The 22,014-nt window shown below is 56.1% G+C and carries 23 protein-coding genes; 5 read left to right on the top strand and 18 right to left on the bottom strand.

What is annotated here, in order from left to right:
• Positions 1-35: 35 nt before the first annotated feature.
• A complete protein-coding gene (locus tag ACOOFE_RS17560) occupies positions 36-680 on the bottom strand; it encodes a glutathione S-transferase (protein WP_420411246.1) in 645 nt (214 codons plus the stop codon).
• 122 nt (positions 681-802) lie between these two features.
• Between ACOOFE_RS17560 and ACOOFE_RS17565 the strand changes: the two genes are divergently transcribed.
• Positions 803-1,804 (top strand): DUF2336 domain-containing protein, encoded by a 1,002-nt coding sequence (locus ACOOFE_RS17565; protein ID WP_420411247.1) that lies wholly within the window; start codon positions 803-805, stop codon positions 1,802-1,804.
• 166 nt (positions 1,805-1,970) lie between these two features.
• Positions 1,971-3,050, top strand: coding sequence for a DUF2336 domain-containing protein (locus ACOOFE_RS17570; protein ID WP_420411248.1), 1,080 nt, complete (start codon positions 1,971-1,973; stop codon positions 3,048-3,050).
• 15 nt (positions 3,051-3,065) lie between these two features.
• Here the strand turns inward: ACOOFE_RS17570 and ACOOFE_RS17575 are convergent, their stop codons facing one another.
• The 11 genes from ACOOFE_RS17575 to ACOOFE_RS17625 all read right to left on the bottom strand — a co-directional run bounded on the left by ACOOFE_RS17575 (position 3,066) and on the right by ACOOFE_RS17625 (position 14,331).
• Entirely contained in the window at positions 3,066-4,301 is a 1,236-nt protein-coding gene (locus ACOOFE_RS17575; RefSeq protein ID WP_420411249.1) for an alpha/beta fold hydrolase, read from the bottom strand.
• A gap of 103 nt (positions 4,302-4,404) precedes the next feature.
• Complete coding sequence (locus tag ACOOFE_RS17580; RefSeq protein ID WP_420411250.1) at positions 4,405-4,893, bottom strand: cytochrome c-type biogenesis protein; 489 nt, start codon at positions 4,891-4,893, stop codon at positions 4,405-4,407.
• Positions 4,894-4,902: 9 nt separating this feature from the next.
• Positions 4,903-6,891, bottom strand: coding sequence for a heme lyase CcmF/NrfE family subunit (locus tag ACOOFE_RS17585; RefSeq protein WP_420411251.1), 1,989 nt, complete (start codon positions 6,889-6,891; stop codon positions 4,903-4,905).
• A gap of 66 nt (positions 6,892-6,957) precedes the next feature.
• Positions 6,958-7,407: a cytochrome c maturation protein CcmE gene (gene ccmE, locus ACOOFE_RS17590; RefSeq protein WP_420411252.1), complete on the bottom strand. Its 450-nt coding sequence runs from the start codon at positions 7,405-7,407 to the stop codon at positions 6,958-6,960.
• Between the two features lie 67 nt (positions 7,408-7,474).
• A complete protein-coding gene (gene ccmI, locus ACOOFE_RS17595) occupies positions 7,475-8,611 on the bottom strand; it encodes a c-type cytochrome biogenesis protein CcmI (RefSeq protein WP_420411253.1) in 1,137 nt (378 codons plus the stop codon).
• A gap of 333 nt (positions 8,612-8,944) precedes the next feature.
• Positions 8,945-10,426 (bottom strand): hypothetical protein, encoded by a 1,482-nt coding sequence (locus ACOOFE_RS17600; protein ID WP_141187517.1) that lies wholly within the window; start codon positions 10,424-10,426, stop codon positions 8,945-8,947.
• A gap of 176 nt (positions 10,427-10,602) precedes the next feature.
• Positions 10,603-11,040: an RT0821/Lpp0805 family surface protein gene (locus ACOOFE_RS17605; protein WP_420411254.1), complete on the bottom strand. Its 438-nt coding sequence runs from the start codon at positions 11,038-11,040 to the stop codon at positions 10,603-10,605.
• Between the two features lie 180 nt (positions 11,041-11,220).
• The gene (locus ACOOFE_RS17610; RefSeq protein WP_420411255.1) at positions 11,221-12,642 is read right to left on the bottom strand and encodes an ATP-binding protein; all 1,422 of its coding nucleotides are present in this window, start codon (positions 12,640-12,642) and stop codon (positions 11,221-11,223) included.
• Positions 12,632-13,300 (bottom strand): response regulator transcription factor, encoded by a 669-nt coding sequence (locus tag ACOOFE_RS17615; protein WP_420411256.1) that lies wholly within the window; start codon positions 13,298-13,300, stop codon positions 12,632-12,634. The genes ACOOFE_RS17610 and ACOOFE_RS17615 overlap by 11 nt, the downstream gene beginning before the upstream one ends.
• 58 nt (positions 13,301-13,358) lie before the next feature.
• The gene (locus tag ACOOFE_RS17620; RefSeq protein ID WP_420411257.1) at positions 13,359-13,613 is read right to left on the bottom strand and encodes a PepSY domain-containing protein; all 255 of its coding nucleotides are present in this window, start codon (positions 13,611-13,613) and stop codon (positions 13,359-13,361) included.
• A 115-nt stretch (positions 13,614-13,728) separates the two neighbouring features.
• Positions 13,729-14,331: a TetR/AcrR family transcriptional regulator gene (locus ACOOFE_RS17625; protein WP_420411258.1), complete on the bottom strand. Its 603-nt coding sequence runs from the start codon at positions 14,329-14,331 to the stop codon at positions 13,729-13,731.
• Positions 14,332-14,654: 323 nt separating this feature from the next.
• Between ACOOFE_RS17625 and ACOOFE_RS17630 the strand changes: the two genes are divergently transcribed.
• A complete protein-coding gene (locus ACOOFE_RS17630) occupies positions 14,655-15,740 on the top strand; it encodes an alpha/beta hydrolase (RefSeq protein WP_420411259.1) in 1,086 nt (361 codons plus the stop codon).
• Between the two features lie 164 nt (positions 15,741-15,904).
• Complete coding sequence (locus ACOOFE_RS17635; protein WP_420411260.1) at positions 15,905-16,567, top strand: DUF1194 domain-containing protein; 663 nt, start codon at positions 15,905-15,907, stop codon at positions 16,565-16,567.
• 18 nt (positions 16,568-16,585) lie between these two features.
• On the opposite strand, the gene ACOOFE_RS17640 is transcribed toward ACOOFE_RS17635, so the two are convergent.
• The gene (locus ACOOFE_RS17640) at positions 16,586-17,761 is read right to left on the bottom strand and encodes a phytanoyl-CoA dioxygenase family protein (protein WP_420411261.1); all 1,176 of its coding nucleotides are present in this window, start codon (positions 17,759-17,761) and stop codon (positions 16,586-16,588) included.
• Between the two features lie 85 nt (positions 17,762-17,846).
• Here ACOOFE_RS17640 and ACOOFE_RS17645 point away from each other — a divergent pair, with 85 nt between their 5' ends.
• Entirely contained in the window at positions 17,847-18,872 is a 1,026-nt protein-coding gene (locus tag ACOOFE_RS17645) for a LacI family DNA-binding transcriptional regulator (RefSeq protein ID WP_420411262.1), read from the top strand.
• Positions 18,873-18,893: 21 nt separating this feature from the next.
• Here ACOOFE_RS17645 and ACOOFE_RS17650 read toward each other — a convergent pair whose 3' ends face one another.
• The 5 genes from ACOOFE_RS17650 to ACOOFE_RS17670 form a co-directional block, all read right to left on the bottom strand.
• Complete coding sequence (locus tag ACOOFE_RS17650; protein WP_420411263.1) at positions 18,894-19,592, bottom strand: helix-turn-helix transcriptional regulator; 699 nt, start codon at positions 19,590-19,592, stop codon at positions 18,894-18,896.
• Between the two features lie 12 nt (positions 19,593-19,604).
• Positions 19,605-19,985, bottom strand: coding sequence for a VOC family protein (locus ACOOFE_RS17655; RefSeq protein ID WP_420411264.1), 381 nt, complete (start codon positions 19,983-19,985; stop codon positions 19,605-19,607).
• 124 nt (positions 19,986-20,109) lie between these two features.
• Positions 20,110-20,508 carry a hypothetical protein gene (locus tag ACOOFE_RS17660; protein ID WP_420411265.1) on the bottom strand — a complete coding sequence of 133 codons (399 nt, stop codon included), beginning with the start codon at positions 20,506-20,508 and terminating at the stop codon, positions 20,110-20,112.
• On the bottom strand, positions 20,505-20,717 hold the full coding sequence (locus tag ACOOFE_RS17665) for a hypothetical protein (RefSeq protein ID WP_420411266.1): 213 nt from the start codon (positions 20,715-20,717) through the stop codon (positions 20,505-20,507). Before ACOOFE_RS17665 ends, ACOOFE_RS17660 begins: the two co-directional genes overlap by 4 nt.
• Positions 20,718-21,056: 339 nt before the next feature.
• On the bottom strand, positions 21,057-21,947 hold the full coding sequence (locus ACOOFE_RS17670) for a glycoside hydrolase family protein (protein WP_420411267.1): 891 nt from the start codon (positions 21,945-21,947) through the stop codon (positions 21,057-21,059).
• Between the last annotated feature and the right edge of the window lie 67 nt (positions 21,948-22,014).

Below are 22,014 nucleotides of genomic sequence, written 5' to 3' on the forward strand. Positions count from 1 at the left end.
TTTTTCATCCCGATTGAGCTGATTGCATACCGAATTTAGGGGAAAACAATTGGCTCGTCCCCTGCCTGCCACTTTGCAAATTTCGGCATGATGGCAGCAAAATCCGGTGACTGTTCAAATCGAACCAACCAGTCTCTCAACGCCTGCCAGTCTTGTGTATCGAACCACTCACGGCCTGCATTTGCGAACTGGCGGACAAAGGGCAGAATCGCAAAATCCGCGAGACAGGGCCGCGATCCGAACAGCCAATCAGACGCCTCCAAACGCGTGTTGAGGCCGCAAAGAAACTCCGATGCGGCCGTCCGCTCAGAGACTTTGTCAGCATCGGCGTAGCGGGTATCATACTTGTAGCGGTCCAAATGGGTTTTAAAGGGGCCATCACACGCTTTGATCAGCGAAAACATGTCTTCCACACCACCCGTTTCCGGCTTCAACCAGAGTTCCGGATCGGACCTCTCTAAAACCCACAGCATGATGTCGAGGCTTTCGTCGATCACCAGATCGCCAGATTTCAGGCATGGAACGGTGGCAGAGGGCGACGTCTCCAAAAACTCCGGCGCTTTGTCGCGCAGAACAATCTCGCGCAATTCCACTTCTTGGCCGCTCGATAAAAGCGCAAGGCGGGCCCGCATGGCATAAGGACAGCGGCGGAACGAATATAGGGTCGGTCTATTGATCATACCGATCCCTTGGCGCATCCGCTCGCCGAGGTCAACCAAAGCCCCAAAACTAACGCAACGGAAGATCTCGCTTAGACATTTTTTTACAACTTCAGGCAATAATCCTGGCAACAGGTATTGTAATGGACAACTCACTTCTCAAACTCGCAAAAGCAAGTTCTTCGGAAAAGAAACACGAGCTAGCAGCCCATATGACCGGGCTTCTTGCTGCCCGTGACGGTGATGCTACCGATTCCGAAGAATCTCAGCTAATGAACTCGATGCTGGAAGGCGTCTACACATCCCTTTCTGATGAAGCCAAACAGCAAATGTCAGATACCCTGGCAGATGCGACCGCCATGTCCGCGGGACTTGCTGCGGCCCTTGCGAATGAAGAGTTGCCAATCGCCAAAGCTGTTCTGGAACGCTCGGGCTCCCTCACCGAAAAAGACATCCTCAAACTCGCGGAAACGAAGGGCCAGGACTTTCTGCTGGCGCTCGCCAAGCGGGATCATGTCAGTAAGGATGTCACCAAGATCCTACTCAATCGGGGCGGAAAGGAAGTTAAACACACCGTTGCCGCAAATCTTGGTGCTGAAATCGAGATGCCGGAGTTCGAGGCCCTGGTCAAGGATATGCCCAAGCAATTGGGTGACCGGATCCGGCACTTGCGCAAATCCAATGAAGAGCTGCTTGAGGACTTGTTTAAGGACGACGGCGAAATTGCTGCCGGGACAGAACTCGAACCGAAACAGGCAAAAATGAGCCCCAAAGGCTGGCTGGTGGGCATCAAGATGGGCAAGACCACGCTCAATAAAGCTGTCTACCAGTGTGCTCAGGAGCACAATCTGCTTGATGCCGTTGCTCTGCTCGCTTTCTTCTCTGGAATGCAGACCAAATACGTCCACAACTTGATGGTCCGATTCGATTCCACCGGGATTGCCACCATTTGCCGGGCAACCGGTATTGGCGCCATGGAATTTCAGGCGATCTGCAAAGAGCGCTGTAAACATCTGAAGTTTCCGGAGACCACTGGCAGCAAATGGCTGACCAACTATCACATGTTGGATGAGACCGACGCTAAGCGGCTGCTGGCACTGATGAAGATTAAACTGAAGGCAACCGCACGCGCCGAAGCAGCATGATTAAAGTCCTTTGCGTGGACCTCACCCGGAAAGAAGAACAACTCAGTAAATACCATTGACACTATTACCAATCACCAAAATCTATTACGCTTTTCTTTGTTTCTTTAGACAAGTGTAAACTGTCCCCGCGGTAGCTATTGTAAGCCCTCAAGAGAACGGTCCGACAATGCTTAAAGAACTTATCGAACTGGCCAATGGCAGCACGCCGGAAAAACGGCATCAGCTTGTCGAGCATGTCACCGATCTATTCATCAATGGTGCTGACAGTTACCAAACCGAGGAAATCACGCTCTTCAATACGCTTTTGGAAAACATGCTGCCGACCATGGAGGCAGAGCAAAAGCAGAAAGTCTCTGAACAACTTGCGCCAATCCCGTCGACCTCACATGATTTGGCGGTATCGCTCGCCGGAGAACAGATCGAGATTGCCCGGCCGATGCTAACGCAGTCGGAAGTTCTGAAGAACGAAGATATTCTCAAACTGGCCAAAACCATGGGCCAAAGCCACTTACTTGCAATATCTCAGCGCAAACATCTGGAATCCAACGTGACCGACGTTCTCTTGGAACGCGGCGAACAGCCGGTCAAACGTTCGGTCGCAGCCAACACCGGCGCGGAGATTTCAGACTGGGGTTCTCGACTTCTGGTGAAACTTGCCGAAAGTGACGACCAAATCCGCGATTCCATGATGGAACGCTCCGACATAACTGAAGCAGAGCTCGAAAAACTCATCAATCAGATGCCCGGCAAACAACAAGACGCTGTCCGGCTCTTGCGCAAACAGAACGAAGACCTGGTCAACGAACTTTTCCAGAAAGCCAGCCGCGCGGTGGCGGCGACCAAACTGGAACGCAAAGCGACGCGGATTGATGCCAAAGTGATGCTCAAGGATATCCGGGCAGAAGAGATGCAGCTTGGCCAGGCGATCACCCAATTGGCCTTGTCCAACAACCTGTTTGATATCTGCTTTCTGTTATCCGAGCTGTCCGGGCTGGAGCAGAAGTATGTCACCAATGTCATGGTGCGTTACGATGCAACGGGCATTGCCGTCTTGTGCAAATCTCTTGGGATTACAGACAACGAATACTCTGCTGTTTGCAAGGCGAAAGCGACACACAACAAGCAGCCTGCAACTACGGTCAATAATTGGATTGCCGATTACCAAACCTTGTCCGACCGCGATGCCCGCAGACTGTTGTCCTTCATGAAGATCCGTCTCAGCACCCTTGAGGAACAAGCAGCCTGACGATACCGGAATTCATCAGGTCTCCACTTCCCGGGTGACAACAGCTGCGCCGGCTTCCAATGTCCGGTGGACCGGGCATTTGTCCGCAATTTCAAGCATCCTGACCCTTGTTGCCGCGTCCAAGTCGCCCTCAAGTGTGATCAGGCGTTCAAATCGGTCGATCCGCCCACCTTTGGCTTTCACCTCATCGGAACAATCTTCACAGTCCGCCGCATGCACCTTGCCGTGCAGCACCTTGGTGCCGATCCGGTCAACATCCAAGCCCTTCCGGTCGGCGTACATGCGCAGGGTCATCACGGTACAGGCGCCTAGTGCGGCTGACAAATACCCGTAAGGGGACGGCCCGCTGTCCAACCCGCCGACACCAACCGGCTCATCCGCCAGCAGCCGATGCGGACCGCTGGCAACCATCGTCTGGAATTTCCCCTGCCCTGTCTCGATTACTTCGACGCCGTCCCCACCTGAACTCGCTTCCGGCTCCGCCATTGGATCCAGATAGCCGCTTGCCCAGCCTGCAATCACCTTGGCCGCGTAGGCAGCATCGCTGGCCCTCGACAGCAGGTGATCGGCCTTATCGAGCGAAACAAAACTCTTTGGGTGTTTGGCCGCTACGAAAATATCGGTGGCATTGCCGACCCCCACCGTTTCATCCAGCGGTGCATGCATCACCAGAAGCGCTCTTCCAAGTTTTGACGCGTGATCAAGGACTGATTGCTGTTCAAGATCCTCCAAAAACTCCGGGCGGATGGTGAATGGCCGTCCGGCAAGACTGACTTCAACGGCGCCACTTTCTCGAATGTCCTCAACTGCAGATCCGAAGTTATGGGTGACATGGGCAGCGTCGGACGGTGCGCCAATGGTGACGACTGCGCGGGCCTCTGGGATGTCGCCGGCAACAGACAATACAGCCGCACCACCCAGCGAATGGCCGATGAGTAGCTGAGGCGCTTCATAGTTCCGACGCAGGAAATCCGCTGCTAGCTTTAGATCTTCTAGATTTGAGGAAAAGCCAGTTGAGGAAAAGTCGCCGCCGCTGCCGCCGAGGCCCGTGAAATCAAAGCGCAGGACCGCAATGCCTTCCGCACTCAAGGCGCTGGCAATGTGGCGAGCAGCCGCAATGTCCTTTGAGCATGTAAAACAATGGGCGAACAACGCAAAGGCTCGAATTGGACCAGCTGGCAGATCTAGCCGCGCCGCAAGTTTTGCACCGAGCGATCCGTCAAATTCGAGTTTTAATGGCAGCCGTGACATCTTAATCCCTCCAGCATCGTCTTTGCCAGAGGTAAGCCTGCAGCTGCCCCATGCAAATCACGCCTTGGTGTCTGCGGCGTGACTTATTTGATCAAAATGCGTGTTAGTTTTGCTCGTCAGACTTGAGCAACTCGCTTAGGCGTTTTTCTTCCTCTGGCGACAATTTCCCGCCGGTTGGTGCGGCCGCATCAAGTCGGCTTCCAGACCGTCGGCGCAGCGCAATTACAACGGCCGCTAGCCCTGCAATCAACGCCAACGGGCCTGCCGCCCAGAGCACCAGCGTGTGCCAGGCAAACCGCGGCTTTAGAAGCACAAATTCGCCATAGCGGTCGACGAGATAGTTGATCACCTGGCTGTCACTGTCACCAGCCACCAAACGTTCGCGCACCAAGACCCGCAGATCCTTGGCCAACGGGGCATCGCTGTCGTCGATCGACTGGTTCTGACAGACCATGCAGCGCAATTCGGCCGACAGGGCCCTCGCCCGGGCTTCAAGCGCCGGATCTTTGAGCACCTCATCCGGTGTCACAGCCAGAACCGGCGCTGCGAAGAGCGAAACCAACAATGACAGGATTGCAAGAAAACGTGTCATGTACCCGCCCTACTCTGCCGGAACGCCGGAAGGGATCTTCTTTTTAGCCGCGGGTTTCGGAGCCCCGACCCGCAAGCGCCGATCGGCTACGGAGAACACTGCGCCAATCGCCATGATCACACTGCCGATCCAGATCAACGTAATCAGAGGTTTGAAATAAACCCGAACGTCAACGGCGCCATCGCCGCGGCTTTCGCCAAGCGACAGATAGAGCTGGGAAAACCCAACAGTATGGATTGCCGCTTCTGTGGTTGGCATCTGACGCGCGGTATAAACCCGTTTCGACGGTTCGAGATCGGTGACCAGAGCTCCACCCTGACGGATGGTGAAGTGGCCAACTTCCTCGGTAAAGTTCGGCCCTTGGCGCGGCGCGGCGCCATCAAAGGTCACTTCATACCCGGCAAGGTCGACTTGATCGCCGGGGCGCATGGTTTCAATGCGCTCTTCCTGAAAGGCGGAGGCAGTCACAATGCCAAGCACGGTTACCCCGATGCCGAAGTGGGCAGTCGCCGTTCCCCAAGCGGACCCAGGCAAGCCAACCAGCCGGGAAAATCCGCGTTTCGGACCGATTTCAAAGAATTTCACTCTTGTGAGAATTTCGGCAATCGCCCCGGTCATGACCCAAACAGCCAGTCCCACACCGAGAGGTGCCAGTACCTTTTCCATGCCCCAGAGCCAGAAGGTGAACAGGGTCATCAGCAAAGCCAGGCCCATGGCCGCATAGAGCCGTTGGCAAGCAGCAAGCAAATCACCGCGTTTCCAGGAAAGCACCGGCCCAAAGGGCACAGCGATCAGCAGTGGGATCATCAACGGACCGAAAGTCAGGTTGAAGAATGGCGCACCGACGGAAATCATTTCACCGGTGATCGCATCCAACACCAGCGGATAAAGCGTGCCGACCAGAACCGCCGCCGTTGCTGCCGTCAGGAACAGGTTGTTGAGCACAAGCCCGCCTTCCCGGCTGATCGGCGCGAACAGGCCGCCTTGTTTCAGCATTGGGGCCCGCCAGGCAAACAACGTCAACGAACCGCCGATAAAGAGCATCAACAAGGCCAGGATGAAGACGCCACGAGCCGGGTCAGTGGCAAAGGCATGAACGGAGGTCAAAACGCCGGAGCGAACCAGGAAGGTGCCAAGCAGCGATAGGGAGAAGGTGAAAATCGCCAGAAGAACGGTCCAGACCTTCAACGCCTCGCGCTTTTCCATAACGATCGCCGAATGCAGCAAGGCAGTACCAGCCAGCCACGGCATGAAGGAGGCGTTTTCCACCGGATCCCAGAACCACCAGCCACCCCAGCCGAGCTCGTAGTAAGCCCAGTAAGAGCCCATGGCGATACCAAGGGTCAGGAAACTCCAGGCGATCAAAGCCCAGGGCCGCACCCAGCGAGCCCAAGCTGCATCCGTCCGCCCCAGAATGAGCGCCGCGACCGCAAAAGAAAAGGTAATGGAGAAGCCGACATAACCGACATAAAGCAGCGGCGGATGGATCGCCAAGCCGATGTCCTGAAGGATCGGGTTGAGGTCATTGCCCTCAATCGGCGGATTGGGAATTCGAGCAAACGGGTTCGAGGTCGCAAGAAGAAATAGCAGGAAACCAGCGCTGATCCAGCCTTGGACCGCGAGCGCTGTCGCCTTTAGATCCTTCGGCAGGTTCGCTCCGAAAACACCGACCAAGGCACCAAAAAACACCAGGATCAACACCCACAGAAGCATGGAGCCTTCGTGGTTGCCCCAAACACCTGTGAATTTATAGAGGAGTGGTTTGGCGGAGTGGGAGTTTTCCCAAACATTGGCGACCGAAAAATCCGAAACCAAATAGGCCGCTGTCAAAGCTATGAAGGACAGAAGCACAAATCCGAAAATCGCGATCGAAGTTGGTGCTGCAACCGCCATCAGCCGGTCGTCGCCTGTCAGCGCCCCCCACAAGGGCACGACCGACAGAATGAGCGTCAGCGCAAATGCCAACACAAGCGCGTAATGTCCGATTTCGACAATCATGGTGTCTCGCGTCCCGTCCCTCGGTTTAACTGGCGCAGGCTCCTACTGCGCCAGACCTATTCAGCTCTAGTTGGCGGCGCCCTCTTCGCCTTGCCAATGGCCTTGATCTTTCAAGGCTTCTGCCACTTCTTTGGGCATATAGTTCTCATCGTGTTTTGCCAAAACACTATCGGCCACAAACGTGCCGTCAGCGCCCAAAACACCCTCCGTAACCACACCTTGCCCCTCGCGGAACAGGTCTGGCAGAATACCTTTATAGGTCACGGAGACTGCATTGGCAGTGTCGGTGACCCGGAACGTCACTTCCGCATTGTCAGACCGCTCCACAGAACCTTCTTCGACCAATCCGCCCAAACGGATGCGCTGGCCAGAAGGAATGTCCTTGCTGGCGATGTCTGTCGGGCTTTGGAAAAAGACGATCTGATCGTTGAGAGCAAATAGGATCAAGCCAAGCGCCACGGCCAAAACCGCGCCTGCGGATCCAATCAAGGTCAACCGCCGTTGCTTGCGTGTCATTTTGTGTTCCGTCCTATATTAACGTCTTGCGTTTTCCGTCCTCCCCCTCAGGACGGGAAAGCTCGGATTAGGAGCCAGTTAGTCCTAGGTCTATGGCTGCGTCCTTGATCCGTGCCAAGTCGGCGGGCTTTTCAGCAAAAACTTTTTCCGCACGCTGGAGAGTTTCATTTGCTTTGACCCGATCGTCGAGGACCACATAGGACCTCATGAGCTGTTCCCATTCGGCAACCGTTCCGCCATTGGCATCAATGCGGGCGGCAAGACCGTGAACCATACTCTTGATCATGATTTGGCGATCGCCGGCGCTCATTTCGCTGGCTGCGGCTACTTCTTCCTCGCTCGGCCCGCGCAGCGCTGGCATCAATGCCGGAGTTTTACCGGTTAAATTGGCAAGCTCCCGCCGGGCAACAGCCACCCAGGCTGCTTGAGGATCGGCGCCCTCCAGCAGTGTTTCCCAGGCCGAAATTGCCGCATCATTGCGGCCTTCCTGACCGAGCGCTATTGCAAGAAAGAAATGCGGTTTGACAGCGCGCGGCTCCAATTCAACTGCGTGTTCGAAGGCTGATCTTGCCCGGTCGGTAACCACGCCCTCATTCGCAACGGTCAGAGCTTCACCCAAATCTGTCAGCCAGTCGGCACGTGGACCAAGCAGACGAATCGCATTGGCGTAGGCCTGCGCTGATCGTTGCGGCTGGCCAAGCCTCATATAAACCGGCGCGATCACAGCCCAGCCTTGACCATCTTCTGGATCGTCTGCCAGGTGCCGTTCCACCCTGGCAACCAGCACCTCAACCGGCTGTTCTTCTGCCGGCTGATCGAAACGGGCAGCCAAAGGCTGATCTTCAAGTTCCGGCGAGCCGATGGCGAGATAGAGACCAAGCGCTGCGGCCGGCAATGCAATCAATGCAGCAAGCTGGACGGACCGGGTTCGCAGTTTGGAAACCGTTTGATGCGCGCCCGCTTCCGACCGGTCGTGGACAGATAGGAGCCGCCGGGCTGTTTCTGTGCGCGCTGCTTCAGCCGCTTCCGGGTCTATCAAGCCTTGTGCAAGTTCCCGGTCAATCGCAGCAAGCTGCTCCCGGTAAACGGCTTCGTCCGCATTGGCGTTGGCTTCAGTGGCTGCGGCCCGCGATCTGGTCAGCGGAACAAGAACAGACAATGCGGCCAGCGCTGTCAGGACAGATATGAGGATCCAAAAAATCATGGGCGCATATAGACAACTGAATGTGTCGAAATGCAAGCAGCCCACTGTGTGACCGGCGGTCGCGGGATGATCCCTTGTTTATTTCTTTTCACGTTTGCTGCTCTGTTGCTTTCTTAAGGCCCGTTTCTCAGGCCGTGTGGACGCATTAGAGATATATTTCTCCGGCACCGCATTGTTCAAGGTCAAGGACGACCGGTATTGGTGATGCTGGCGCATCATCCAAGTGGATATGTACTGGGATGTAGCGATATAGGTCCAAGCCTCAAAACGCGAAAATGAGCTCCCTCATGCCGCTCGCTGATTCACGAATTGGGTCCTGGCCGTCCGAACGGCCTAAGCCCGCCTGAGCGCTTTGTTGATCAACCGCCGTTCTGGAGTTGACTTGGCCAACTCATCGCTCGCCCGGGTCTTGGCTTTGGCGAGGGCGGCATGACGGCTACGGCGCAATTGAGCGGCGTAATCCGCGCCGAAGTAAATCTCCGACAACATGATTGCCACATCGGCGGCGGCTTGATGGGCCTCCAATTGCTGACTGTTCGACTTTCCAAGGTCGGTAATCAGAGACCGAGTAACAATCTCCAGGGTCTGCTCGACTGCCTGGCGCGTGCGCTTGCTGACATCATTGACGGCAAACGTTTCCGATCCGCTACGCACCATGGTCACCACACGCAACGCCCGGACTGCATCATCAATCGCTGATTGATTGACGTTCAGTTTTCCGTCCTGGCCGACCTTGGGCACCTGCAAGGCCCGGCGCACAGCGCTGTGCGCATTGTTCAACTCGCGCGTTACCACATCTGAGATGCTCCGCTTGGTATCTGCCAAGCGCCGGTGCCATTTCCCGGTGACCGATAGGTCCATATCCCGCTCAATGCCTTTGACGAGCGTGTTGTAATCCGACAAGGCGTTGGAGAAAGCAACTGGATCCGGATTGTTGTTGCGATGGTCGATCGCCAGGATGTTCAGACGCTCCGCTTCACTCATGACCACATCGACAAACGGAGCGAATTGGGAACTGGCAATTGCCTTGGGATCATCATCACCTGCCAAACGGCCAGCAAAAGAACACAGCGCCGACGGTGTATCCGCCCGGTCGACCAGGGCAGCCGCCAGAACCGGAACATGATCCGGGAAACGGGCCGTACATTTGTCCACCATTCGCAGGACGTCGTGATCTTGTTTCAGCCGCCGCTCATTGATCCGTTCTGGAATGGCCTGCAGAAACGGCATAAGCCAGCGTTCTGAAGAGAAAACCTTCTGAATGTCCCGCAATTCGGAAATGCCGCGTTCGCCGCCAAGCTCAATGCCCATGCGGCGATGTTCCTTTTCCTCGATCTCTCCACGCCGCAAGGCTTCGCCGATCGCGTCCACAGACCGGGTGCGCAAAGCCTGAACCAAGGTGTCGACACGTTCACCGCTCACCGCTGCATTGCTGGCTTGTTCCAGAACCAACTGAACGTCCATCGACATGACATCACGGCCGAGCCATTTCCAGACCTTATCGAGCATGTCCCGGTTGATCCGGCCTTCCTGACGGATCGGCAAAAACTCGTCGATCAGAAACGCATCCAACGGCGAAAAGAACATGCGCTGTATCTGGCCGCGCCGGATTTCTCCAGCTTCGATGTCCAAACCTTTTGGAAGCGGCTTGCGCAGGATTTCCAACGCAGACGCCAAAACCAATTCTATGTGCGGATCACTGTTGTTCTGAATCTTGGCGCGCTCAAGATTACGCACCAGCGCCTCAATCGCTCTAGGGCTGAGGCTGCTCAGATAGGTCCTGATTTTGGTTTCAATCTGGTCCGGTTGAGTCATTCACGTCATTCTGCGCGCAAGGTTTCTTGCGGCATGGTAAATGCCGATCCTTAAACAAGTATGTAGAAAAACGGTGGAATTAACGGATTGATATCCATCATCTGACTGCGCGAGAGCACTGCTCTTTTGCATCTGGAAGGCATAATACAGACTAGACGCTTCGAAATTCGCGGTTATTAGCCGATGACCTTCCATCTGCCTTGTTTGACTTCACACGCCGTCCCGCGCGCTTGCAGAACCCGGCCTTGCAAAACCATTTCATGCGTGAATTCCCGGCACCGGGTTTCGTTAACCGAATAAACCGGCCCTGGCCGGACTTTGCCGCTCCGGCCAGTCCGTTCGTTTTGCCAGGCGACAGAAACCCCAACGCCCCGTGCCTTCAAAGCCCGGTCTTGCGCTTTTTCCGCTGCCTTTTTATCGGACGGTTCCAGCGCTTCTCCAAGTTCATTATTCACAAAAACAGAAATTGCTTTGTTGGCTTCCGACCCGGCAACGCTCGCCCGCGGATCGCCAAACGACGATCCCCAGCCTCCGACGCCATTTGCCCCGGAAGCAATGGAACATCCACCCAAAAGGACGGCGGTCATCAGACAAATGGTATTGCGCAACTTCATGCGGCTGCACTCCAGAACGGCTTTGCGGTCCGAGGACCCCGGCAGGTGAATCAGTCGTAACGTGACTTTGTGGCCGAACTTGGCCACAAATGAGAATCACAGCCTGTGATTTGCATCACATATAATCATGGACTGATTAAAATCATCCTCCCCATCCACAGGGGCCTTGTTTCCAATCACTTAACTGTCACCCAGCAAGGGTAAGACCAGCCGGGCTTTTAGGCCGCCAAGGTCTGACCTGTCGAGCTCCAGGCGGCCACCATAAAGGGCGGCAAGATCGGCCACAATCGACAGCCCCAAGCCAGTCCCCGGCACGGTTTCGTCCAAGCGGCGGCCGCGTTTGACCGCTTCGGCCCGCTCTTCCTTGGTCAAGCCAGGACCATCATCTTCCACCAGGACTTCAAACATCTCCCGGCCGCTTACCGCACCAGAAATTGGCCCAGCGGTGACCTGAACCGATGAATGCGCCCATTTGCAGGCGTTGTCGATCAGGTTTCCGCTCATTTCCTCAAGGTCTTGGCTTTCCCCCCGAAATCGCAAATCCACATCCTGAGGACAATCCATATGGATGTCGCGTTCGCGGTAGATCTTGGTCATGGCGCGCACCAATCGCTCCAGAACCGGCCGTGCATCACAAGATACACCGATGACCCGGCGCTGTGCCGCCATGCGGGCCCGCTCCAGGTGGTGCTGGATCTGGTCCGACATGATGCCGGCCTGTTCAGTAACTTTGTCTGCCAAAGGCCCGTCTGTCGCCCGAGCTTCATTGGAAATCACTGACAATGGGGTTTTCAGTCCGTGGGCCAGATTGCCGACATGTGTGCGGGCACGTTCAACGATCTCGCGGTTGGAGCCGATCAGTGAATTCAATTCCACAGCAAGCGGGGCAATCTCACGCGGCAGTTCCTCGTCAATCCGGTCTGCCTCACCCTGGCGGACAGCACTCAAGGAGGCCCGCAACCGAACCAGTGGTTTCAAACCGACACGGACCTGCAGAAATATCGCCAGGATCAATCCAAGCCCGACGATGCACAGCGTTAGAGCAACAAGCCTGGCAAATTCGTTGATGTCTGCCCAAAATCCCGCGGTGGCGGCTCCAACCGCAATGACATAGGGCGTATCGCCAACGGAAATCCGCTGCTGCATGACCCGGATTTCATCACCGGTCGGCCCAGCAACAAAGCCGGCAATCTTCTCACCCGACCCGATCTCCGGCACTGGCAAGGGATCACCAACAAGAGACTCTGAGGCATAGAGAATGTCCGGGCTGTCCGCACGCCGGACTGTCCAGTACCAGCCAGACAGTGGCAAGGAAAATCGCGGATCCCCTTGGTAACTTGGCTGACGGACAGAGGGCACGGACCGCACCGTCACCTCTTCGCCGCTTTCCAGCATTTCAGAAATCAAGGCTTTGATGTGGATTTCCAGCTGGGCATCAAAGGCACGTTCACTGGCGCGTTGATAGAGGCTGACCAGAAACACACCGGCAACAGCCAAAGCCACGGTTGACCACACGGCTGCGACCAAAACCAAACGCCCGGCCAGCGACCGCTGCGGTTTGGGCTGGCTTGGCTCCTCCCGTTCAGACGGGTCAGTCGTCACTTGCATCCCCCAGGCGATACCCAAGGCCGCGGATGGTCTCGATCAGGTCAGCGCCGATTTTCTTGCGCAGCCGGCCGACAAACACTTCGACCGTGTTGGAATCGCGATCAAAGTCCTGATCATAGAGATGTTCGGTCAGCTCGGTGCGCGAGATGACCTTTCCCTGGTGGTGCAGCAAATAGGACAAGAGCCGGTATTCATGAGACGTCAATTTGATCGGTGCACCATCGACCGTAACCCGCCCGGCACGCAAGTCCAGCCGCACGCCGCCGCACGTCAATTCATTGGAAGCATGTCCGGCCGCCCGGCGGACAAGCGCCCTCACCCGGGCTAGAACCTCCTCCATGTGAAAGGGTTTGGCGACATAATCATCTGCTCCAGCGTCGATTCCAGCCACCTTGTCCGACCAGCGGTCACGCGCAGTTAAGATCAAAACCGGCATTGTGCGTCCGTCGCGGCGCCATTTCTCCAATACCGACAAGCCATCAAGGGTCGGTAAACCGAGATCAAGCACAACGGCGTCGTAGGGCTCGGTATCTCCAAGGAAATGGCCCTCTTCGCCATCAAAGGCGCTATCGACCACATACCCGGCTTCTTCCAATGCCGTGACAAGCTGGCGGTTCAGATCCTTGTCGTCTTCAACAATAAGCAGGCGCATTTTTCTATGATTTCAACTGACATGAGGGCGGGGTGGATTAAACTAGGCCATGTGGACACTACCGGCTGGCATTGACTGTGACGTTGGTCACCTTCCCGTTTTTTAAAACCGACAAAACATAGACATAACCTCCGCCCTGGCGGCACAATTGGGCTTTGATGATCTCACCACCCGCCTGCCCAGCAACCGAGCCAAGCGATTTCGCCTGACCGCTGGCCACCACAGAGCGCGCCTCGGCCTGCGACAAGCAATTGGCGCTCGCAGGGCCAATGGCGGCCAGAAACAGGACAATGGCGGCAATCAACACTTTCACAGAACGAATCCTTCAGACGGCGGCATTTGATTTGGAAAGGTGTAATCAATTGTTCCTGAACGCAAGCTGAACCACATGCCAGACGGCCACCAGGAATTCTATTCCAATTCGCTATTTAGCGGTTCCGATCCGGCCCAATTGCCCGGCCCAAGAATTCAAGCATTGTTGAATACAACAGAGTTTGCTGGGCCTTTTTTTGGCCAATTGCATTCACACCTGCACCTTCAATCAGATCCACGATCAATCCTGCGGTCACTGATGGATGGGGCAAGTCAGCGGGCAAATGCCGTGCGACTGCAGAAATCACACGGTGTCTGGTTTCCAGAAAATCATTCGCGATTGACGGGTTTCGGAACACTTCTGCCGTGATTTCGGCAGCCAAGGCTGCATAAGCCGGTTCAGCGTTCAACTGATAATATGCTGTTGCAAACTCTTTCAGCGCCCCAAAGTCTCCTGGCTCTGCCTGCAAAAGCTTTTCGAGAAGAGGTGTTAAACCATCGGCCTCCAGCTCGCTGATGGCCGCAATAATCTCATATTTTCCTTTGAAATGATTATAGAGGTTGCCGAGACTAATTCCCGCCTCGCCGGCAATGTCGCGCATGCCGGCCTGATGGAACCCTTTCTCAATAAAGAGCTTCGCGGCCGCTTCAACAATCTTCAACCGGCGTTCTTTTAGTTGCTCGGACCGTTTGACCGGTTTTTCCCGTTTATCAGCCACGCATCCACCTTCAGTACACTTGTGCAAATCGTCCTTGGACAGAAACGCCGTTCCCTTCTTGAAATCACCGATTTCAACGTCAAGAACAGTGCTTTCTGTTGCCAATTAAACACGACACGCTTTAATCCAAGCGGCAAGATCCCCAGCCAGCCCTTTCATTGTCTTTTCAGGTTCCGCTCTCACTTGCAATCATCAACTCAATTCACATATTACGAACGAACGTTCATTCATATAAGATTGAATATCGATGTACGCGGATGTTGAGGCGCATTTGGCGGTACTGATACTCAATCCTTCATTCCCCTCAAAACCATAGAGGTCACATGAGACTTGATGCGCTCTTTGCCACCCTGTCTGGATATCTGGCAGTGTTTGGTGTTTTGGACCGGCCACAAACACCTCAAACACGAGATTACGTGGTTGAACATGTCCGCATCCCGGGCGGCGAAAAAGGCGTGGTGCTTGATGGAGAACTGACACTCCCCAAGGGAAGCGGAAAGGTTCCAGGGCTCGTTCTGATCACCGGTTCTGGTCCGCAAAACAAAAACGAAGAAATTGTCGGCCACAAGCCGTTTCTGGTGCTGTCCGATCATCTGACAAACGCGGGTTATGGTGTTCTGCGGTACGACGATCGCGGTGTTGGAAAGAGCACCGGAGATCATTCAGCAGCGACACCGACCGATCTGGCGGCTGACGCCGCTGCTGCCATGACTTACCTGAAGTCCCATCCTAGGATCTTACCCACAACCACCGGATATCTCGGGCATTCAGAAGGCGGATATCTCGCGCCGAGAGCCCATGAAGTGAGCCGATCAGCCTTCCAGATATACCTCGCCGGCCCGGCGCTTCCACTTGTACCGGATGTGATGCTGGCCCAGACGGTCGATATCACGCTGGCCGAAGGCGGCACACAGGCGGATGCGGACCGGGAAGAACGCTTGGTGAGAGCGTTGACCGAGCTCCTGAAAACGGCAACCAGCCCGGAGGAGGTACGGGTCAAACTGACGGAGAGCTTGAAGCAACATGGCGCCAAGAAGAAAGATATTCAGGCAAATCTTTCAGTTTGGGCCACGCCCTGGGCGCTGGAATACGCGCATTATCAACCAGCCGAAACCTTCAAGGAACTGGAAGTTCCGGTTCTGGCGCTCTTTGGCGGAAAAGACCTTCAGGTGGCCGCGAACGCCAACGCAGATAAGATGCGGAGTTTCTTGACTCATCCGGTTTCCGAAGTCGACATTTTATCGGGTCTCAACCACCTCTTTCAGCCGACAAAGACCGGCAAGGTTTCTGAGTATTTGACGATCAAAACCACCATTGATCCACTGGCTCTCAACCGGATCACCAGCTGGTTGGATTATGTCACGGGAAAGTCCGGCGATCTGAAAAGCGGTGCCAAAGACGCAAACTGAACTGACCAGCCCTCATTTGGGAAGCACAAGCGAACGGAAAAATGTCTTCACCTCCGCTCATTTGTTGCTAGGCTGCAAAAATGGCAGAGGCAAAACTCCAGAGGTTTCATTCGAAGTATCTCCGATCCGGGCGCCGGAAAGGTCCTCTATCCTTCTGGAAAACGATGATCGGTGGATTGGCCATCCTAGTCTCGTCTACTACCGGCCATGCCTGTTCTCTGGCTTTGGTTCTGGCGATGGACAGCTCCGCCAGTGTCGATGCACGAGAATATCACTTGCAGATCAACGGCTTGGCGGATGCGGTTCAAGATCCGGATGTGATCAACGCAATCGAAGCCGTTGGCGGGATTTACCTTACAAGCTTTGAATGGAGCGGGCGGTATCAACAGGTGGAGCAATTGGGCTGGCGTTTCCTGGATAATAAGGACAGCGCCCTCACAGCGGCATCCATCATCCGCCAGGCCCCTCGCGGGTATACGGAGTTTCCAACAGCGCTTGGGTACGCCCTGGGCCATGCGGCAGTTCTCATGCAGCGGGCGCCAACCCATTGCCGGCGGAAAGTCATCGATGTTGCAGGGGACGGCATCAACAACGACGGTTTTGGCCCGGACAGTGCCTACAAGGCCTTCGACTTTGAAAATGTGACCGTCAATGGCTTGGTAATTGGCACCCCAGACACGATCCCCGTGGACTATTATTACCGTGAAGTCATCAAGGGCCCCGGAGCCTTTGTTGAGATTGCCAGCACTTTCGATGACTACGCGGACGCGATGAAACGCAAGCTGATCCGGGAAATCATCGGCAACGGACTTGCCGCTGCCGATTAAGAATTAGCGTTGAGCCACTCACGGTTGACGGCGGTCCGCTTGTTCCAAGAGCGCGATTCCAAATGCTTCACTGGTCCATTTTTCCCTCAAAGCGCGCAGCATCAACTGCTTCTGTGTTTCCGGGGCCAGGCCTCCTGCCGGAGGATCGCGATCCAGATTGGTGGGAAATGAATAGCCTTCCGCGCAGGCCGACACGGCCGCTTCCAGCAACTTACTATCCATGCCGCCTGCCATCACTCTTTCGAGCAACACAGGATAAAGCGCCCGGCACATTGCCAAGCGGTCCAAGGTCTCCATCGCCCGGCCGAAAGTGGATGAGACCTGCAAGAGGTTCGCCATCCTCTGAATATTCTGGCTGGAGTTTGCCCCGGCGGCATGAAACAGAGCAGGATTGAAGAACACCGCATCGCCTTTGGACAAAGGCAGTTGGACACAAGTATCTTCAAAATAGTCCGCAAAGGCCTGCAGCCTGTAGGCGGCGTATCCAGGCCTGTAAAGCTGAGAGAACGGCAGAAGTTTCGTCGGGCCACTTTCCACCGGCATATCAGTGTGCGCAACAGCCCCCTGCAGCGTCATGACAGGCGAAAGGTCGTGGACATGCGCCGGATAGCGCGCGCAATCCTCCGCTGTCTGAAACCCAAGGTGATAATCCCGGTGGGCTTGTTGTGCAGCCCCACCCGGCCGGACCAGATTGACCTGGGCGGTCATTTGATAATTCGGGCCGAGCCAGGCTTCACAAACCGTATCAAGCGCCGGGTTTGCAAAATAATCCGCAAAGACATCCGGAGCCGCCAGACACAGTTTTTGCAATGAATTCCAAATCCGGTCATTCGACCCCGCGGCTGCAAAGTGATCCGCACCGCCGCCGCGTGCCTTTTCATCGGCAATAATCCGATTGTAGACGTCTGTTGCCCGGTCGACCGATGAGGTATCGGCAAACGCGCCTTCGAGAACCAGAACGCCAGACAGGTCTTTGAGAACGCGGGCCCATTCGGCCATCAAACCCCGGCGTTTGTTGGGATCGGAGAGCATGGACTGCAAATTGGTCAGCCGGTAGATCGGGATATTCGCCACAATGCGGTCCGCATACAAAACGTCTGCTGCAGCAAGTCTGCGCTGTGTCAGTGCCTTAAATGCTTCCAGGTCGCAGCTGGTTTCATCAAAATAATCACTTGGCCCGGCTTGAAGATCCATGATGCCCTCCCTGATCCGATCTTTCATCGACCGTAGCAGAGACAGGTCTTGCAAGCGGACACAAAAACCATCAAGAATCCATCAAATGACACATCGCTTCCCAGTCAAGGAAATCGCTCTTCAATCCGGACTCAGTACGGCAACCGTGGACCGTGTCCTCAACAATCGCGCCCATGTCAGTCCGCAGACCCGCCGCCGGGTACAAGATGCGATTGAGGAGCTCAGCCGTCAGGAGGGGCAGCTGGCCGCCCGAGGCCGGCGGGTGTTTATTGATGTACTTGTCGAAGCACCCAACCGTTTTAATCGCGAAGTTCAAAATGCTTGCGAAACCATCCTGGGTGAATTCAGACCGCTCGCCATCCGGCCACGGTTCAAGCTGTTTGAGACGATGACACCAGAAGACTGCGCTCTGGAACTGGACAGGGTCAGCAAACGGGGCAGCCAAGGCGTTTGCCTCAAGGCCCGCGACACCGAATTAACCCGGTCGGCGATAGACAATCTGCTGGCAAAAGGCATTCCTGTCGTAACCATCTTCACCGACAATCCGGGATCCAAGCGTTTGGCCTATGCCGGGCTCAACAACAAAAGGGCTGGGGAAACTGCGGCTTATTTGATGCATCAATGGCTTCCGCTTCAAGCCCGCACAGTACTCACCACCTTGAGCCAGCACAGTTTTCAAGGCGAAGAAGACCGGTACTCCGGGTTCCGCTCCAGTTTGCTTGCCTTGCGCCCCGGCCTCTCTCTCATCGACGCAAGCGGCGGCGGGGGCCATAATCCGGCCACTGGCCGGGAAGTCGCCGGCAAGATCCGGCCAGGCCATCCAATTGATGGTGTCTATTCCATGGGCGGTGGCAACCGTGCGATCCTCACCGCGCTAAACGATGCAGGTATCTCACCTGCGGTCTTCATCGCGCACGATCTGGACGAAGACAATCTCGATCTGTTGAAGCAAGGAAAGCTATCGATCGTGCTCTACCACGATCTCGAAAGCGACATGCGGGCGGCCTTCCGGGTATGCCTTGCCCATCATGAGATCGTAGAAGCACCGACACAAACGGAGAGCGATATCCAAATCGTCACGCCGATGAACATTCCTGCCCGCAGTTTCTAACCACCGGGCCGGGTACAGTCCTCAATACTCCGGCTTGCCGTGCTCCTCTTCCATTTGCCGGTAAAAATCCTTGAGTGTGGTGCCCGGTTCCGGGCGGAACTTGTCGCCGGTTTCCTTCACATCCGTCATCCGGTCGAGCCGGAACATGCGAAAATCGTTCCGAAGTTCGCACCAGGCGACCAGGGTCCACACCTTGCCCCAGAACCACAGGCCGAGCGGCCGAAGCACGCGTTCTGATGACTGCTCCTTGGCATCGATGTAAGTGACCGACAGGCATTTGCGCTTGTCGGAGGCCAATTCCAGAAAATCGATCAGCGCCCGGACCTCTTCGGTCATTTCCGGGGCAAAGGCGTGGATCTCCACTTCGTTCTGCCGCACCCGCATTTTTTCCGGAATCACGGCATCGATTTTGATCATCGCCTCTTCCGCAGAACGGGCCATCGCCGCCCCGCCCCACGCCCGAATGAGCCGGGCGCCGGCAAGAAGAGCAACGATTTCGTCCCGGGTGAACATGAGCGGGGGCAGATCATAGCCATCACGCAGGATATAACCGACCCCGGCCGCGCCCTCGATGGGCACACCAGAGGCCTGCAGATCGGCGATATCCCGGTAGATGGTCCGTTCAGAGACTTCCAGCCATTCAGACAGCTGGCGGGCCCTGACGAGGCGGCCGCCGCGCAGATACTGAACAATCTGAAACAGGCGGTCGGCGCGCCTCATGGCAAAAGCACCTTACGCGTTGACGGCAAACATGCCGATGGAATTGCCGTCCAAATCTTCGCCATAAGCAAAGCGGCCGGCTGGAATCGGGATCGGATCGGACAAAACCTCACCGCCCGCCTTGGCAAAGCGCTCCATGGTTTCTTCCAAAGTATCCGGGCAGGCAAGATGGATGGTTGGGCCAGTGCCCTTTGGCGCAGGTTTGCCGGGATAGAGATGTCCGGCAATTCCGTTTTCACAGTTGCATGGGAACATGGCAATGTGGTTGGGGCCCATATCGGTGATGAGATTGAGTTCGGTCTTAAAAACGTTGTTGTAGAACTCGATCGCCTTGTCCAGATCAGAAACGGGGATTTCCATCCAGACAGTGAAATTGTCGGGCTTGAAGGTCATGGGTAACTCCTGAATTGCGTTAACAGGAGGGACACTAGCAGCCCCCTCCTGACAGCTTCCTGTCAGGAGGTTTCAGGAAATATCTGTTTTGTTTTGACCACAGCTTCCGATTTCCAACCCTTGATCATTTTCGGATGGACAATCCACGCGCAAGGCTCGTTGCGCCATCAACCAGGAAGAGGCTGGTGACAATCGCCCCACCCCAATCGCGCAACACCGGCACTTCACCAATCTGCCAGCCAAAGTGAAACACACTGTCGAAGCAGACCGCCGCCCACCACAAGCCAAGCGGCAGAACAAAGACCAGCCGCCCCAACCGGCCAGCCGACCAGAAATGGCCGGTTCCTGCGATGAGCACCGCGCGGGCCTGCTGGCGCGCGGTAATTTCGGCCCGGATTTCTTCCGCCGCAAGATCTGCCTCGATCCGGCGGGTTTCTATTTGGGTAGCCGTCCGTTTTTCCAGATGCCGCAGCAAGCGGTCCAGAAATCCGGAACTGAGAATTTGCAGCAGACAGCCGATCACTTGCCGTTGTCCTTACGCCAGCCAGCCGGGCCGGACGTGACGTGGCGCAGCACAATATTTGCCAGTCCAATCCCCAGCATCACCAGCGCCGCCCGTTCCGGTGGCAAGATTGCCTTCCAGTCGGCAGCCCCCAAAAATGTCAGCATCTCAAGAAGCACGACAGCCGCACCAACAGCGCCGTTCAAGGCAAGCGTTTTCCAGCCACGCATAGGGATCTCCGGTGTTTTTGAAGGGAAGGGATTTGATTTATTGGCGGATATAGCTGCGGCACAAAACAGTGCGCCCCAGCTTTCACATCTCCCGAGGCGGAGATGTCGCGGCACCCAGCCAGTGAGTTCTTAGTAAGATTTTGTTGGTTGGATCTCTTCGACACGGTCATCCCTGCCCCAAGAAGCCGAAGTGGGCGGGAAACTACTCGCGATCCCACTTGCCGCAGGTTATGCGCGTTTGAAGGTAGGCTCTGCAAACGAGTGGATCCCCGGTCTACGCTGCGCTGCGCCGGGGATGACCGCCGTAGAAGGTGGGAAACTTGATCAAAGACACACGTGTCAAAACCGGCCGAGCCGGTGTTTTAATTCCAGAAGGAGTGCCCCGCGCTGGGTCCAGAGCCACAGCATCGCGGCGCCGGTTGCCGCCACGCCGGCGAGTAGCAGCAGCGTCAGCGGGCCCGGCACCTTTTCCAGCAACAGACCGCCGCCGGTTAGGAGGGTCAGCACCCCGACAAGGCCGGTGCCGTTGCGCAGGGCGCTGGTCCGCTCTAACGCCGCGCGGGTTGCTGGGCCGGGAATACCGTCCACCACCAGGGGCGGATTGGCTTTTTGAAAGGCGCGCACTGCCGCCTTCGTCAGAGGCCCAAAATAGCCATCGATCGGGCCGGGATCACAACCAAGGGCTTTCAAGGCGCGTTGCAGGTCGATGATATCGCTGCCGGGGGCGGGCGCGGACGCAACTGCTGCCAGGCCATAATCGCCGTGCTCCAACAATCTGGCTTCAGCGGCCCGGCGTTTGACGAGGCCTTGTAGCCGGCGCCCGCCTGCAGTGGTTCCCGTCTGGCTCAAGAGGCGGGCTGCCTCACCGGTGCGGCCGTCTTTTAGTTTAACGGCCCAACGCCAGGACAGCGCCCGGGAACCGAGATTGTAGACCACCGACACACAGGCATCGAACTGCTCCTGGGTCAACTTCGGCAGGGTCTTGCGCACCGGCGGAGCGTATTCCTGGTCCAGCAGGGTTAGAAGCAGTTTGTTGGCCTGTTCGCGGGACAACCGGTCCCCCACGGCCAGACGTTTGCCGTGGCGTTTGCGCCACCAGCCGGAAAAGATCCGGCTGCGCATGGTAAACCCATACCCAATCGTGACAATCCCGGCGGGGTCGAGATATCCGCGGGACACAAACCCTTCGTGCGCTGCTAAAAAGGCAAGCCCCTGATCACTGACCTTCATAAAAAGCCCCCTCCTGGACTGTGCAGTTGGACATAAAGACGCGATGAAGCTGCGACTGTGATCGTGC

Source organism: Roseibium sp. (genome assembly GCF_965216085.1).
Classification (GTDB): Bacteria; Pseudomonadota; Alphaproteobacteria; order Rhizobiales; family Stappiaceae; genus Roseibium.

Bases quoted from the DNA above. Each gene is read 5' to 3' on its own strand.
- ACOOFE_RS17560 (WP_420411246.1), bottom strand. From the start codon at position 680: ATGATCAATAGACCGACCCTATATTCGTTCCGCCGCTGTCCTTATGCC.
- ACOOFE_RS17565 (WP_420411247.1), top strand. From the start codon at position 803: ATGGACAACTCACTTCTCAAACTCGCAAAAGCAAGTTCTTCGGAAAAG.
- ACOOFE_RS17570 (WP_420411248.1), top strand. From the start codon at position 1,971: ATGCTTAAAGAACTTATCGAACTGGCCAATGGCAGCACGCCGGAAAAA.
- ACOOFE_RS17575 (WP_420411249.1), bottom strand. From the start codon at position 4,301: ATGTCACGGCTGCCATTAAAACTCGAATTTGACGGATCGCTCGGTGCA.
- ACOOFE_RS17580 (WP_420411250.1), bottom strand. From the start codon at position 4,893: ATGACACGTTTTCTTGCAATCCTGTCATTGTTGGTTTCGCTCTTCGCA.
- ACOOFE_RS17585 (WP_420411251.1), bottom strand. From the start codon at position 6,891: ATGATTGTCGAAATCGGACATTACGCGCTTGTGTTGGCATTTGCGCTG.
- ccmE (WP_420411252.1), bottom strand. From the start codon at position 7,407: ATGACACGCAAGCAACGGCGGTTGACCTTGATTGGATCCGCAGGCGCG.
- ccmI (WP_420411253.1), bottom strand. From the start codon at position 8,611: ATGATTTTTTGGATCCTCATATCTGTCCTGACAGCGCTGGCCGCATTG.
- ACOOFE_RS17600 (WP_141187517.1), bottom strand. From the start codon at position 10,426: ATGACTCAACCGGACCAGATTGAAACCAAAATCAGGACCTATCTGAGC.
- ACOOFE_RS17605 (WP_420411254.1), bottom strand. From the start codon at position 11,040: ATGAAGTTGCGCAATACCATTTGTCTGATGACCGCCGTCCTTTTGGGT.
- ACOOFE_RS17615 (WP_420411256.1), bottom strand. From the start codon at position 13,300: ATGCGCCTGCTTATTGTTGAAGACGACAAGGATCTGAACCGCCAGCTT.
- ACOOFE_RS17630 (WP_420411259.1), top strand. From the start codon at position 14,655: ATGAGACTTGATGCGCTCTTTGCCACCCTGTCTGGATATCTGGCAGTG.
- ACOOFE_RS17635 (WP_420411260.1), top strand. From the start codon at position 15,905: ATGATCGGTGGATTGGCCATCCTAGTCTCGTCTACTACCGGCCATGCC.
- ACOOFE_RS17640 (WP_420411261.1), bottom strand. From the start codon at position 17,761: ATGGATCTTCAAGCCGGGCCAAGTGATTATTTTGATGAAACCAGCTGC.
- ACOOFE_RS17645 (WP_420411262.1), top strand. From the start codon at position 17,847: ATGACACATCGCTTCCCAGTCAAGGAAATCGCTCTTCAATCCGGACTC.
- ACOOFE_RS17650 (WP_420411263.1), bottom strand. From the start codon at position 19,592: ATGAGGCGCGCCGACCGCCTGTTTCAGATTGTTCAGTATCTGCGCGGC.
- ACOOFE_RS17655 (WP_420411264.1), bottom strand. From the start codon at position 19,985: ATGACCTTCAAGCCCGACAATTTCACTGTCTGGATGGAAATCCCCGTT.
- ACOOFE_RS17665 (WP_420411266.1), bottom strand. From the start codon at position 20,717: ATGCGTGGCTGGAAAACGCTTGCCTTGAACGGCGCTGTTGGTGCGGCT.
- ACOOFE_RS17670 (WP_420411267.1), bottom strand. From the start codon at position 21,947: ATGAAGGTCAGTGATCAGGGGCTTGCCTTTTTAGCAGCGCACGAAGGG.